The following is a 13,121-nucleotide window of genomic DNA, read 5'->3' as shown; positions in this document are numbered from 1 at the left end:
GGACCGATGTTCAGGCGCGCCGGGCCCCTGTGGAAAGAGTTCACACACTCGTTCGCTGTGCAGGAGGTTCAGCGCAACGCGGCGCCCGACGGCAGCGTCCGCACCCACTCCTCGATCGCCGAACCGATCTGCTGCCGGGCGTCGGTCCGCGAGATCGTCGCGGTGTCGTCCCCGGGCTGCGCACCGTACGCGCCGAAGTCGGCGTGGTTCGCGCCCTGCACCTCGACCGTCATCGCGTTCGACGGCAGCAGGTGCCGCGCGGCGTCGACCTTCTCGGGGGTGGACAGCCCGTCCCGCGACCCCGAGACGCTGAGCACGCTGATGTACGACTTGCTGATGTCGTTCGCGCAGTAGCTGCCGAGCAGGAGCAGCCCGTCGGCGTCCGGCGCGAGCTGGCACGCGCGCACGCCACCGAGCGAGTGACCGCCGACCGCCCAGGACCGGACGTCGGGGGCGTGGGACTCGAACGTCGACAGCGGGCGGGTGTCGAAGAAGGCGAGGTGCAGCGTCGGCTTGGTGATGACGACGGTCGTCCCGCCGGCGACCACCTGCCGGAACGTCGCCATGTACGCGTACGGGTCGACCTTCGCGCCCGGGATGAACACGATGCCCGCGCCGTTCGCGGTGCCGGTCGGCGTCATCACCACGGCGTTCCCGGCGTCCCGGACCGCCACACGGTCGTCCCGCCAGACCTGCAGCGCCGCGCTCCGGGTGCCCTGCATGACGATGTTCGCCCAGACGAGGAACACCACCGCGATCAGCACGACCACGGCGACGACCCAGGCGGTCCAGCGGAGTGCTCGGTTCATGGTCTTCCTGCTTCCTACGGGCGTCGGGCGGTGACGGTGAGCCAGCGCTCGTCGGCACCCGGGCGCGTGGTCTCACGGACGTCGACGTCGGTCCAGCCGGAACCGGTGACGACCTCGGCCAGGGGTCCCGGCGTCCAGTAGGTGAAGTGTCGCGCGAGGTCGAGCTTCCGCGTGCTCCACGCGTCGCCGTCGCCGAGCTTCACGGTGGCGGCCAGCACACCGCCGGGGTGCACGGCGTCGCGGAGCCGCACGAGGACGCTCTCGAGTTCCGTCCGCCCGACGTGCAGCAGCACGGCGTTCGCGAACACGGCGTCGTACGGGCCGCCGAACGCGTCCGAGCGCACGTCGACGAGGCGCGCCTCGTGCCCCGCCGACCGCAGCGCGTCGACGAACGTCCGCGCTCCGTCGGTCCGGTCGACGACGAGTCCGGCCGCCTCGAGCGCGAGGGCGTCACGCCCCGGGCCCGACCCGAGCTCGAGCACCCGCGCCCCGACCGGGACGAGTGCGAGCAGGTCGTCGACGAGCCCGGCACGGTGGTCGACGGTGCGCTCGGCGTAGCGGTCGGCCGCACGCTCGTAGGCGTTCAGCGTGCGCTCGGCCGTGAGGTCACGACGCATCACGACCTCGTGCCGACCGTCGGGCAACGGGTCACCGGGCTCGTCGGCCGCGGTGAAGCCACAGCGCTCGTACGTGCGACGGGCCGTGGCGTTGTCCGGCATGACCGACAGTTCGAGGGTGTCGGCCCCGGCGCTCGCGGCCCAGGTCGCGACCGCACGGATGAGCGCGGCCGCGACCCCTCGGCCGCGGGCGGCGGGGTCGACCCACATCGAGATGAGTTCGGCGGTGCCGGGGTCCTCGCCCGGGACGCCGCTGGCCATGCCGACGACGGACTCGTCCTCGGCGTGGGCGAGCAGGTCGAGCGCTCCGGGGATCGAGAGCCGTGTCCGCCACCGGTGCTCGGGCGCGTCGGCCCAGTCGGCGAGCGTGGACCCGAAGGCCTCCGGTGCGTCCGCGAGCGCCGCGAGTCGGACCGGACGCCAGGTCTCCCAGTCGTCCGCCGTCACCCGGCGCAGCGCGATCGTCACGCCCCGACGCTACCGCCCGCGGGTGCGAGCCGACCCTGCCGGGCCGACCCGCGCCTCCTGGATCGGATCAGACCGCCGCAGCCTCCGTGACGGCCGCACGCAGCTCCGCCGCCGCGGCTGCGACGTCGTCCGCACTGTAGATGGCGCTCCCGGCGACGGCGATGATCGCTCCGGACGCCTGCACGGCCGCGATCGACGACGCGTTCACGCCGCCCGCGATCGAGAAGGGGACGCCGGAGGCCTCGCCGGCCTCGAGCAGGGTGGAGAAGGTGAAGCCCTCCTCGGCCTGCTCGTCGAGCCCCGCGTGCACCTCGACGAACTGCGCGCCGAGGGCGACGACCTCACGGGCCCGTGCGGGCTTGTCCGCGACGCCGATGAGGTCGACGACGACGCCCTTGCCGTGCTTCTCGGCAGCGGCGACCGCGCCCGCGATGGTGGAGTCCCCGGCGACGCCGAGGACGGTGACCAGGTCGGCGCCCGCGGCGAACGCGATGTCCGCCTCGAGCTCGCCGGCGTCCATGGTCTTGAGGTCGGCGAACACGGTCTTGTCCGGGTGCGCCTCCTTCATCGCGGTGATGACGGAGAGCCCGGCGCTCTTGATGAGCGGCGTGCCGAGCTCGAGGACGTCGACGCTCGGGGCGGCCTTCGCGGCGAGGTCGAGCGCGGCCTCGGTGGTGAGGGTGTCGATGGCGAACTGGATCTGCATGGGTGTGCCTTTCACTCGAGGTTGGCGTGGCTGGGCCACAGGTCGTCGGCGGAGCGTCCGCTCCGGGTCCACAGGGCGTGGAAGAGTGCGTCGCCGAGCAGGACCACGGCCTGCTCGAAGCGGCTGCCCGCGTACTGCTCGGAGGCGCTGCCCGATCGGTCCGTCTTCGTCGCGGCGGGCACGACGAGGGTGACCGCGGCGAGCGCGCCGAGCGGCGAGTCGTCGGTCGTCGACACGGCGAGCACGTCAGCGCCGACGTCGACCGCGGTGCGCGCCGCCTGGACGATGCCGGTGGTCGTGCCGGAGCCGCTCGCGACGAGCAGGACGTCCCCCGTCCGGATGGCCGGGGTCGTCACCTCGCCGACGACGTGCACGTCGAGTCCGAGGTGCATGAGCCGCATGGCCGTCATCCGCAGCGCGAGGCCGGAGCGGCCGGCCCCGTGGACGAACACGCGCTCGGCACCGCCGAGCAGCTCGAGCGCGGCATCGGTGTCGCCCCGGACCGTCTCGGCGAGGTCGGCGGACTCGCGGACGATCAGGGCGAGGGCGTCGGTCACGGAGTCAGCGGGCATGCAATCGATCGTCGTCGGGACGCGGGTCCGCCGCCGCTACCCGACACGGCGGGGTCCCCATCCGATCGGGTGGCCCCACCCGCTCGGGTGGGAGTCGTACGGTTGGTCACGTGACCGACAACGTGCGCGACGACGGGACGGCGGCTCCGTCGGCCGTCCAGGAGGCGCGGCGCGACCCCGCAGGACGCCTCGCCGCCGCCGACCACGCGCGCACCGTCGCGGAGCAGGCGGACCGGCACGCACTCACCCTGGAGTCGGTGCTCGCCGTGCTCCGGTCGCCGCGCGTGGGCGACGCCGCCGCCCGTGCCGAGGCCGTCGAGATCGCGTCGGCAGCGCTCGTCGACCTCCGGACCGTGACGGACCGGCAGCGCGGCGCGTTGCTCGAACCGGTCACGGGGGCGTTCTCGCGGCTGCGAGCCGACCTCCGTCCGCTCGTCCGGTTCGGGGACCTCGACGTGCAGTTCGTGGAACCGCCGGCGACCGGTCGAGCACTCCCCGGCGACGTCGCCCACAGCGCCCGGGCGATCGTGCGGACGGCGGTGCTCGCCCTCGTCGACGAGGGAGCTGCGCGGCGCGTCCGGATCCAGTGGGACTGCGACGGCCGGAACCTGCTCATGCAGCTCCGCGACGACGGAGCCGGCACGCTCGACGTGCACGACGACACCGTCCGGCCGATCGCCGAGCGGGTCGCGACCCTCGACGGCGAACTGCACGTGGCGTCCACGGCGGGCTGGGGGTCCGTGCTCGACATCGCGATCCCGCTCGACCCGCCGGCGGGGAAGCCGGTGTCGTCGGAGGCGTCCGACCTCACGCCGCGGGAGCAGGACGTGCTGCGGCTCGTCGCCACCGGGATCGGCAACCGGGAGATCGCCGACGGACTCGGGATCAGCCCGAACACGGTCAAGTACCACGTGGCGAACCTGCTCCGGAAGCTCGGCGCGCGGACCCGGGCGGAACTCGCCGCGGTCAGTTCCCGGGCGTGATCCCGGCGGGGCTGAAGCGGTAGCCCATGCCCGACTCGGTCACCAGGTAGCGCGGGTGTCCCGGGTCCGGCTCGAGCTTCCGCCGCAGCTGGGCCATGTACAGCCGCAGGTACCCGGAGTCGTTGCCGTGCGACGGTCCCCACACGTCGGTGAGGAGCATCTCGCGCGTCATGAGCCGGTCGGGGTTCGTCACGAGGACCTCGAGCAGCCGCCACTCGGTCGGGGTCAGTCGGATGGCCGGACCGGACGGCGGCGTGACCTGCTTCGCGACGAGGTCGACGACGAGGTCCCCGATCGACACCGAGGGCGTCGCACCCGCGGCCGACGCTGCCGCGACCTGCCGCCGTCCGAGCGCCCGGAGCCGAGCGAGCAGCTCGTCCATCTGGAAGGGCTTCGTGACGTAGTCGTCCGCGCCGGCGTCGAGTGCGTCGACCTTGTCCGACGAGTCGGTCCGACCGGACAGCACGAGCACCGGGACCTGCGACCAGGCCCGGATGCCCTCGAGCACCCCGATGCCGTCGAGCCGGGGCATCCCGAGGTCGAGCAGCACGAGGTCGGGCCGCTCGGTGATGACCGCGTCGATCGCGGCCCGGCCGTCCCGGGCGGTGACGACGTCGTACCCGCGGGCGGCGAGCGTCACGGCGAGCGCCCGGACGAGCTGCACGTCGTCGTCGGCGATCAAGACCTTCATCGCGCACGGACCTTCATCGGATCTCCACTCCCAGGTGTCCGGCGATCGGCAGCCGCACCACGACGGTGAGTCCGCCGCCGGGGGTGTCGTCGACCTCGATCGTGCCGCCCATGCCCTCGGTGAACCCGCGAGCGAGGGCCAGTCCGAGTCCGAGTCCGGTGTCGTTGTCGGTGTCGCCGAGTCGCTGGAACGGCTGGAACACCTCGTCGACGCGGTCCGACGGGATGCCGGGACCCCGGTCGGCCACGCGGAGCTCGACGCCGCCGCCGAACGCGCTCGCGGCGATGCGGACCCGGGTGTCCTCCGGGGCGTACCGCACGGCGTTGGCGAGGAGGTTCACGACGACGCGCTGCAGCAGCACGGCGTCGGCGAGCACCGGCGGGAGGTCGGCGGGCAGGTCGAGGTCGACGTCGTCCGGACCGAGCTCGAGCTCGTCGAGCGCGGGGGCGACCACCGTCTCGAGGGCGAGCGGCACCGGCGTCACGGCGAGCACCCCGGCCTGCACGCGACTGACGTCCAGCAGGTCCGCCAACAGCACCGCGAGCTGACGCAGGCTCTCGTCGGCGGTGGCGAGCAGCGCCTCCTGGTCGTCCGCCGACAACTCGATGTCCGGCGCCCGCAGCGTCTGCACGGCCGCCGAGGCGGCCGCGATCGGCCGCCGCACGTCGTGGCCGACGGCCGCGAGGATCGCGCTCCGCACCCGGTCCACCGCCGCGATGCGCTCGGCGTCGACGGCCGCGCGGGTGAGGTCGCGGTGCTCGACGGCGGCGTCGAGCTGCTGCTCGACGACGCGCAGCAGTCGGCGCTGGGTCGGGTCGTCGGGGGCGCCCGCGAACTCCAGGACGGCGCCGGACGGGAGGGACGTGGCGGCGTCCGGCGTCTCGCCGAACGTCCCGGACGTGGCCGGCACCTCGTCGCCCTGCCGGATCCGGACGCCGGCGAAGCCGAAGGCCTCGCGCGTCCGGTCGAGCAGCGCCTGCAGGGCGTCGTCGCCACGGAGCACGCTGCCGGCGATCCCCATGAGGAGGCCCGACTCGGCGGCGGCGCGGCGGGCGGCTCGCGAGCGACGGGCCGAGCGGTCCACGACGAAGCTCACGAGCACGGCACTGATGACGTACATGACGAGGGCGACTAGGTGCCACGGCTGCTGCACGGTGACCCGGTGCAGGGGTTGCACGAAGAAGAAGTCGAGGCTCAGCCCGGACAGCACGGCGGCGAAGACGGCCGGCCACATCCCTCCGACGAGCGCCACCACGAGCACGAGCAGCTGGTAGGCGAGCACGTCCACGGTGATCGAGTCGGGGTCGGTGCTGAACGACAGCAGCCAGGTGAGCAGTGGACCGGCGACGAGGGAGAGCACGAACGCGGCGACGATCCGGCCGCGGGACAGGCTGCCGCCGAGCCTCGGCAGGGCGAAGCCACCGCCCGCCCGCTCGTGGGTGACGACGTGGACGTCGATGTCGCCGGACTCGCGGATGACGGTGTTGCCGATGCCCGGGCCCGTGATCGCCGCGGCGAGCCGACTGCGGCGGCTCACCCCGATGACGATCTGCGTGGCGTCGATCGACTTCGCGAACCGCACCAGGGTCGTCGGCACGTCGTCACCGACCACCTGGTGGTACGTCCCGCCGAGCTGTTCGAGCAGGGTGCGCTGCTTCCCGAGTGCCCCCGGGTGGCGCTCGCGGAGGCCGTCGTTCGTCGTGACGTGCACGGCTGCGAGCTCGCCGCCGGCGCTGCGGGCGGCGATCCGGGCGCCGCGGCGCAGCAGGGTCTCGCCCTCGGGGCCGCCGGTCAGGGCGACGAGGACGCGTTCCCGGGTCTCCCACCGGTGGTCGATGCCGTGCTCGGCGCGGTAGGCCTTGAGCGCGTCGTCGACCTCGTCGGCGAGCCAGAGCAGGGCGATCTCGCGCAGGGCGGTGAGGTTGCCGAGCCGGAAGTAGTTCGACAGCGCCGCGTCGATCCGGGTCGCCGGGTAGACGAGCCCGTCGGACAGCCGCTCGCGCAGCGCCGCCGGGGCGAGGTCGACCACCTCGATCTGGTCCGCGGCGCGCACCACGGCGTCCGGGACGGTCTCGCGCTGGACGGTGCCGGTGATCTCGCGGACGACGTCGCCGAGGGACTGCATGTGCTGCACGTTCACGGTGGAGATGACGTCGATCCCGGCGTCCCGCATCGCCTCGACGTCCTGCCAGCGCTTCTCGTTCGTGCTGCCGGGCGCGTTGGTGTGGGCGAGCTCGTCGACGAGGGCGATGTCGGGCCGGCGGGCCAGCACGGCCTCGAGGTCGAGGTCGTCGAGCTGGACGCCGCGGTGCTCCACGATGCGTCGGGGGACGACCTCGAGCCCGTCGACCAGTGTGGCCGTGGCTGCGCGGCCGTGGGTCTCGACGACGGCGACGACCACGTCGCGGCCCTCGGCGCGCAGTCGGTGCCCCTCTTCGAGCATCGTGAACGTCTTGCCGACACCGGGCGCCGCACCGAGCAGGACCCGCAGCTTCCCGCGCTTCACGTGCTCATCCTCTCGCGTCCACCCTTGCTCCACGACCGATCGACTGATATTCTCCTCACAACCGTTCCCACCAAGGCTCGAGCATCAGCTTCCTCAAATCGGGTGGGACTGTCCCGTCCCGCGCCCGTCTCGGACGCGGGACGGTGTTCTTCCCCGCTCACGTTCGTTCCCTGCGCTGTAGTTGCTGCCGGCTTGCCCGAGATCACACGTTCCCCCGATCTCGGAGCCGATCGATGCCAGACCCAACGGTCGCGATGTCCCGCTACCGCCACGCGCAGTTCCGGCAGGCGTTGCACGCGCAGGGGCTCGATGACTCCGCGTCCTCGGTCTGGCGGGTGCACGACTTCGACAGCTCGCTGCGATCGGTCACGCTCGGTCTGGTCGAGCAGGTCGAACTCGCGCTCCGTGGTCGGCTCGACGTCGCAGCCGGAGCCCGTTTCGGATCGCGCTGGTACGTCGACCCGCGGTCCTTCCGCGCGACGTTCGACCACGGTGCGATGCTCCGCCGCGTCCGATCGGCACTCGAGCACGCGGCCGATCCCGCCGTCGGGTCGGCTTGGCGCGAGCGGCGGTTCGAACGCGTCCCGTTCGGGATGCTCGCAGAAGCGCTCAGCCTCGGCGAGCTGTCCCGGATCGCCGCAGGTGTCGAGCCGGCGACCCGCGACGAGATCGCCGCAGCGTTCCGGCTCCCACCCGCGACGCTCCGCCCCTGCCTGCAGCACCTGACGCACGTGCGCAACTGCTGCGCGCACCACACGCGGATCTGGGCCCGGAAGTTCCGGATCCCGCCGCCGACGTTCGGCTCTCCACCCGACCTCGTCGCACGACTGTCGGGCCTGCCGAAGCGGACCCCGGTGCACTCGCTCGAGCTCCTGGCCCACCTCGCCGAGACGGTCGGACCGTGCGACCGCCACGCCGCAGCCGTCCGGCGCCTCGTCGACGAGCACGACGACCTGGTCGTCGGCATCGGCGGGCGGCCGACCTGGGCATCGGCGGGCGGCCGACCTGGGCAGCGGCGTGACGGCACGGTCAGGACGCCTTCGCGAGCGCCAGGTTCAGCTCGAGCACGTTCACCACGGGCTCGCCGAGGAACCCGAGCTGCCGCGCCTCGGTGTGCTGCTCCACGAGCGTCCGCACCGCCGACTCCGACATCCCCCGCGCAGCGGCCACGCGGGACACCTGCTGCAGCGCGTACTCCGGGCTGATGTCCGGGTCGAGGCCGGAGCCCGACGCCGTCACCGCGTCCGCCGGCACCTCGGAGGCGGGGACCCCGTCGGCCTTCGCGACGGCGGCCTTGCGCTCCTCGATCGCCTTGCGGAGGTCGGGGTTCGACGGCCCGAGGTTCGACCCGCTCGACGACCCGGCGTCGTAGCCCTTCTTCCCCGCGGCGCTCGGCCGCGACTGGAACCACCGGTCGGCTCCGCGGCCGTCGAACGACTGCCCGATGAGCGACGACCCGACGACGGTGCCGTCCGACGACGTCACCATCGAGCCGTTCGCCTGGTCGTGGAACGCGGCCTGGCCGACGCCCCACACCGCGAGCGGGTAGGCGATGCCGAGCACCACGGTGCTGAGGATGGTGAGCCGGACGGCCACCCCGATTGAGCGGAAGGAGGAACGAGATGCAGACGTCATGAGGAGAACCCCGGGATGAGACCGACCACGAGGTCGATGAGCTTGATGCCGATGAAGGGGACGACCACACCGCCGAGCCCGTAGAGGAGCAGGTTCCGGCCGAGGATCGACGATGCCGAGGCGGCGCGGTAGGCGACGCCGCGGAGGGACAGCGGGATGAGCGCCACGATCACGAGCGCGTTGAAGATGACGGCGCTGAGGATCGCGGACGCGGGACTGTGCAGCCCCATGACGTTGAGCGCGGCGAGCCCGGGGAACGCCATCTGGAACATCGCGGGGATGATCGCGAAGTACTTGGCGATGTCGTTCGCGATCGAGAACGTCGTGAGCGCCCCGCGGGTGATGAGCAGCTGCTTGCCGATCCGGACGACGTCGATGAGCTTCGTCGGGTCCGAGTCGAGGTCGACCATGTTGCCGGCCTCCTTCGCCGCGGTCGTCCCGGTGTTCATCGCCACGCCGACGTCCGCCTGCGCCAGGGCCGGGGCGTCGTTCGTGCCGTCACCGGTCATCGCGACGAGGTTCCCGCCCTCCTGCTCCTTGCGGATCAGGGCGAGCTTGTCCTCCGGCGTGGCCTCGGCGAGGAAGTCGTCCACACCGGCCTCGGCGGCGATCGCCTTCGCGGTGCGCGGGTTGTCGCCGGTGATCATCACCGTGCGGATCCCCATCTCGCGCAGCTCGGCGAACCGCGCCGCCATGCCGTCCTTGACGACGTCCTTGAGGTGGACGACCCCGAGCAGCGTGACCGCACCGGAGGGTGCGCGACGGCCGACGACGAGCGGGGTACCGCCCTGGTCGGAGACCTCGACCACCGTGGCGTCGATGGCCTGCGCGACCGCATCGGGAACACCGGTTGAACCGGTTGCAGCCCAGGCGAGCACTGCCGACGCGGCACCCTTGCGCACGGAGCTCCCGTCGGGCAGGTCCACGCCGGACATGCGCGTCTGTGCGGTGAAGGGCACCTCGACGGCACCGGCGGGGAGGTCCGGGGCGACGCCCGCTCCCGCGGCGAGGTCGACGATGGACCGCCCCTCGGGTGTCCCGTCCGCAGCGGACGACAGGGCAGCCGCCTCCATCAGGGCCGGCTCCGTGACACCGGGGACCGGCACCACGCGCGACGCCCGACGGTTGCCGTACGTGATCGTCCCGGTCTTGTCGAGCAGCAGGGTCGTGATGTCCCCGGCGGCCTCGACCGCACGGCCGGACATCGCCAGGACGTTGTGCTGCACGAGTCGGTCCATGCCCGCGATGCCGATGGCGGAGAGCAGCGCGCCGATGGTGGTCGGGATGAGGCAGACGAGCAGGGCGATGAGCACCGGCACGCTGACGGTCGCACCGACGAGCCCGGCGATCGGCTGCATCGTCAGGCAGACGATCACGAACACGATCGACAGCGAGGCGAGCAGGATGTTCAGCGCGATCTCGTTCGGCGTCTTCTGCCGGGCGGCACCCTCGACGAGCCGGATCATCCGGTCGATGAAGGTCTCACCGGGGGTCGACGTGATGCGCACGACGATGCGGTCCGAGAGCACCCGGGTGCCGCCGGTGACGGCACTCCGGTCGCCGCCGGACTCGCGGATGACCGGGGCGGACTCACCGGTCACGGCCGACTCGTCGACGGACGCGATGCCGTCCACGACGTCGCCGTCACCCGGGATCACCTCGCCCGCGACCACGACCACGACGTCGCCCTTGGCGAGGTCGACGGACGCGACCTCCTCGGTCTCGTTGCCGGTCGCCGCCGCGTCGGACCGGTCGTACCGGAGCACCCGACGGGCACTCGTGGTCGAGCGGGTCTTCCGCAGCGTGTCGGCCTGCGCCTTGCCCCGGCCCTCGGCCACCGACTCCGCGAGGTTCGCGAAGACGACGGTGAGCCAGAGCCACACGGCGATGGCGATGGTGAACGGGGACGGCTCGACGACGGCTGCTGCCGTCGTCAGCGCGGCGCCGACCTCGACGATGAACATGACGGGGTTCCGCCACATCAGTCGCGGGTCGAGTTTGCGCAGGGCACCCGGGAGGCCCGCCACGAGTTGACGGGGTCCGAAGGCGGACGAGCGTGTGGCCGGCCTGGAGGCGCTGGTCGCCTCGTGCTCGGAGGTCGCGGTGGTCATGGTCTCGGCTTTCATCGGGCGAGGGCTTCTGCGAGCGGTCCCAGTGCGAGCACCGGGAAGTAGGTGAGTGCGGTCACGACGACGGCGACGCCGCCGAGCAGGACGATGAACAGCGGCCGGTGCGTGGGCAGCGTGCCGACGGTCTCCGGCACCCGGTCCTGGGTCGCGAGGGACCCGGCGAGCGCCAGCACGAACACCATCGGGACGAACCGGCCGAGCAGCATCACGACGCCGAGCGCGGAGTTCATCCACGTCGTGTTCGCCGTCAGGCCGCCGAACGCCGAGCCGTTGTTGTTCGCGCCCGAGGTGAAGGCGTAGAGGAGCTCGGACAGGCCGTGGTTGCCCGGGTTGAAGATCGACGTGCCGACGACCTGCTCGCGGACGCCCGGGAGCACCAGGGACAGGCCGGTGCCGAGGAGCACCAGGGTCGGGGTGACGAGGATGTAGAGCGACGCGAAGGTCATCTCGCGGGCCCGGATCTTCTTGCCGAGGTACTCGGGGGTCCGACCGACGAGCAGCCCACCGATGAACACCGTGATGACCGCGAGCACGAGCATCCCGTACAGTCCGGAGCCGACACCGCCGGGGGTGACCTCGCCGAGCATCATGTTGACGAGCGCCATCATCCCGCCGATCGGCGTGAAGCTGTCGAACATGCCGTTCACGGCGCCGGTCGACGTCGCGGTCGAGGTCGTCCCGAAGAGCGTCGTGCCGAGGATGCCGAACCGCACCTCCTTGCCCTCCATGGCGGCCCCGGCGGCGTGGGTCGCGCTGCCGCCGCCACCGAGTTCGGCGATCGACATCACCGAGAGCGAGACGAGGAAGATCGCGCCCATCACGGCGAGGATCGCGTAGCCCTGACGGTCGTCGTCCACCATGCGGCCGAACGTGCGCGGCAGCGAGAACGGGATGACGAGCATGAGGAAGACCTCGACGAGGTTCGTCCACGCCTGCGGGTTCTCGAACGGGTGCGCCGAGTTCGCGTTGAAGTAGCCGCCGCCGTTCGTACCGAGTTCCTTGATGGCCTCCTGCGAGGCGACGAACCCGTCTGGGATGTGCTGCGTCCCGCCGACCAGGGTCGTGACGTCGGTGCCGCTCCCCCACGACTGGATGACACCGCCGGCGACGAGCACGATCGCGAACACGAACGCTCCCGGCAGCAGGAGCCGGCCGGTCCCGCGGACGACGTCCACCCAGACGTTGCCGAGCGTGCCGGAGCGTCGACGGGCGAAGCCGCGGACGAGCGCCACGGCGACGGCGAGCCCGACCGCCGCGGAGAGGAAGTTCTGCACCGCGAGGCCGGCCATCTGCACCGTGTACCCGACGGTGACCTCCGGCGAGTACGACTGCCAGTTCGTGTTCGCGACGAACGACGCCGCCGTGTTGAACGCGAGCGACGGACCGACGTTCGGCAGCCCGAGGTCGCCGGGCAGCACGACCTGGATGCGCTGCAGGAGGTACACGAGCAGCAGCCCCACGGCGCTGAAGAGCAGCACGCCGCGCAGGTACGCGGGCCACGACTGCTCGGCATCGGGGTCGACGCCGATCACCCGGTAGACCCCGCGCTCGATACGGCTGTGCCGCGTCGGCGTGAACACCCGCGCCATCCAGTCGCCGAGCGGCCGGTAGGCGACGACGAGCAGCAGCACGAGGGTGGCGACCTGGACGATCCCGGCCCAGGTGTCCGCGGTGCTCATCAGAACTTCTCCGGGCGCACGAGGGCCCAGACGAGGTACACGAGCGAGGCGACGCCGAGGACGGCGGCGGCGATGGTGATGACGATCACAGCCGTTCCACCGCCTTGGCGATGAGTGCCACCACGCCGAACACGGCGAGGACACCGGCGACGACGAAGACGTCGAACACGAGGGACTCCAGAGGTTCACGGGGTCCGCGCCGGGCGACGCGGACGGCACCACGTGTGGTGCCGAACCGATGCTGGATCCGGCACCGCACCTCCAGACCCGTCCCTAACGGTTTCCTGACGCGCTCCTGACACACGCATGCGCGTCACTAACGCCCA

Annotated in this window: 12 protein-coding genes and 1 pseudogene; 2 read left to right on the top strand and 11 right to left on the bottom strand. The window is 72.3% G+C overall.

Translation table 11 applies throughout. The features are described 5' to 3' along the window. Positions 1-68: 68 nt before the first annotated feature. From ACEN8D_RS12470 to hxlB, 4 genes are all read right to left on the bottom strand, one after another. Complete coding sequence (locus ACEN8D_RS12470; RefSeq protein WP_413399696.1) at positions 69-809, bottom strand: alpha/beta hydrolase; 741 nt, start codon at positions 807-809, stop codon at positions 69-71. Between the two features lie 14 nt (positions 810-823). Then, complete coding sequence (locus tag ACEN8D_RS12465) at positions 824-1,894, bottom strand: GNAT family N-acetyltransferase (protein ID WP_413399697.1); 1,071 nt, start codon at positions 1,892-1,894, stop codon at positions 824-826. Between the two features lie 67 nt (positions 1,895-1,961). Then, positions 1,962-2,600: a 3-hexulose-6-phosphate synthase gene (gene hxlA / locus ACEN8D_RS12460; protein ID WP_070417617.1), complete on the bottom strand. Its 639-nt coding sequence runs from the start codon at positions 2,598-2,600 to the stop codon at positions 1,962-1,964. A gap of 11 nt (positions 2,601-2,611) precedes the next feature. Then, on the bottom strand, positions 2,612-3,172 hold the full coding sequence (gene hxlB, locus ACEN8D_RS12455; RefSeq protein ID WP_413399698.1) for a 6-phospho-3-hexuloisomerase: 561 nt from the start codon (positions 3,170-3,172) through the stop codon (positions 2,612-2,614). Between the two features lie 110 nt (positions 3,173-3,282). On the opposite strand from hxlB, the gene ACEN8D_RS12450 reads away from it, so the two are divergent. Beyond that, complete coding sequence (locus ACEN8D_RS12450; RefSeq protein WP_413461415.1) at positions 3,283-4,155, top strand: helix-turn-helix transcriptional regulator; 873 nt, start codon at positions 3,283-3,285, stop codon at positions 4,153-4,155. Here the strand turns inward: ACEN8D_RS12450 and ACEN8D_RS12445 are convergent. Together ACEN8D_RS12445 and ACEN8D_RS12440 are read right to left on the bottom strand one after the other, a co-directional pair. Beyond that, positions 4,139-4,846, bottom strand: coding sequence for a response regulator (locus tag ACEN8D_RS12445; RefSeq protein WP_092385376.1), 708 nt, complete (start codon positions 4,844-4,846; stop codon positions 4,139-4,141). The two genes, ACEN8D_RS12450 and ACEN8D_RS12445, sit on opposite strands and share 17 nt — an antisense overlap. Before the next feature lie 13 nt (positions 4,847-4,859). Then, positions 4,860-7,352 carry an ATP-binding protein gene (locus ACEN8D_RS12440; RefSeq protein ID WP_413461414.1) on the bottom strand — a complete coding sequence of 831 codons (2,493 nt, stop codon included), beginning with the start codon at positions 7,350-7,352 and terminating at the stop codon, positions 4,860-4,862. Between the two features lie 233 nt (positions 7,353-7,585). On the opposite strand from ACEN8D_RS12440, the pseudogene ACEN8D_RS12435 reads away from it, so the two are divergent. Further along, positions 7,586-8,059, top strand: a pseudogene (locus tag ACEN8D_RS12435) (Abi family protein); the annotation flags it as partial. Between the two features lie 322 nt (positions 8,060-8,381). Here ACEN8D_RS12435 and kdpC read toward each other — a convergent pair. Genes kdpC through ACEN8D_RS12410 form a run of 5 tightly spaced genes read right to left on the bottom strand, consistent with a single transcriptional unit; the run spans position 8,382 to position 13,054 of the window. Then, a complete protein-coding gene (gene kdpC, locus ACEN8D_RS12430; protein ID WP_413398476.1) occupies positions 8,382-8,987 on the bottom strand; it encodes a potassium-transporting ATPase subunit KdpC in 606 nt (201 codons plus the stop codon). Then, positions 8,984-11,098 (bottom strand): potassium-transporting ATPase subunit KdpB, encoded by a 2,115-nt coding sequence (kdpB, locus tag ACEN8D_RS12425; protein ID WP_413398477.1) that lies wholly within the window; start codon positions 11,096-11,098, stop codon positions 8,984-8,986. Before kdpB ends, kdpC begins: the two co-directional genes overlap by 4 nt. Positions 11,099-11,109: 11 nt before the next feature. After that, positions 11,110-12,795, bottom strand: coding sequence for a potassium-transporting ATPase subunit KdpA (gene kdpA / locus ACEN8D_RS12420; RefSeq protein ID WP_309886532.1), 1,686 nt, complete (start codon positions 12,793-12,795; stop codon positions 11,110-11,112). After that, positions 12,795-12,884 (bottom strand): K(+)-transporting ATPase subunit F, encoded by a 90-nt coding sequence (gene kdpF, locus ACEN8D_RS12415; protein WP_070417610.1) that lies wholly within the window; start codon positions 12,882-12,884, stop codon positions 12,795-12,797. The genes kdpA and kdpF overlap by 1 nt, the downstream gene beginning before the upstream one ends. Beyond that, the gene (locus ACEN8D_RS12410; protein ID WP_309777464.1) at positions 12,881-13,054 is read right to left on the bottom strand and encodes a hypothetical protein; all 174 of its coding nucleotides are present in this window, start codon (positions 13,052-13,054) and stop codon (positions 12,881-12,883) included. The genes kdpF and ACEN8D_RS12410 overlap by 4 nt, the downstream gene beginning before the upstream one ends. Positions 13,055-13,121 lie beyond the last annotated feature (67 nt).

The sequence above is a fragment of the Curtobacterium sp. Curtsp22 genome (assembly GCF_059492135.1).
Note: the sequence above shows the minus strand (reverse complement) of the source record. Positions and strands in the feature narration are given on the sequence as shown.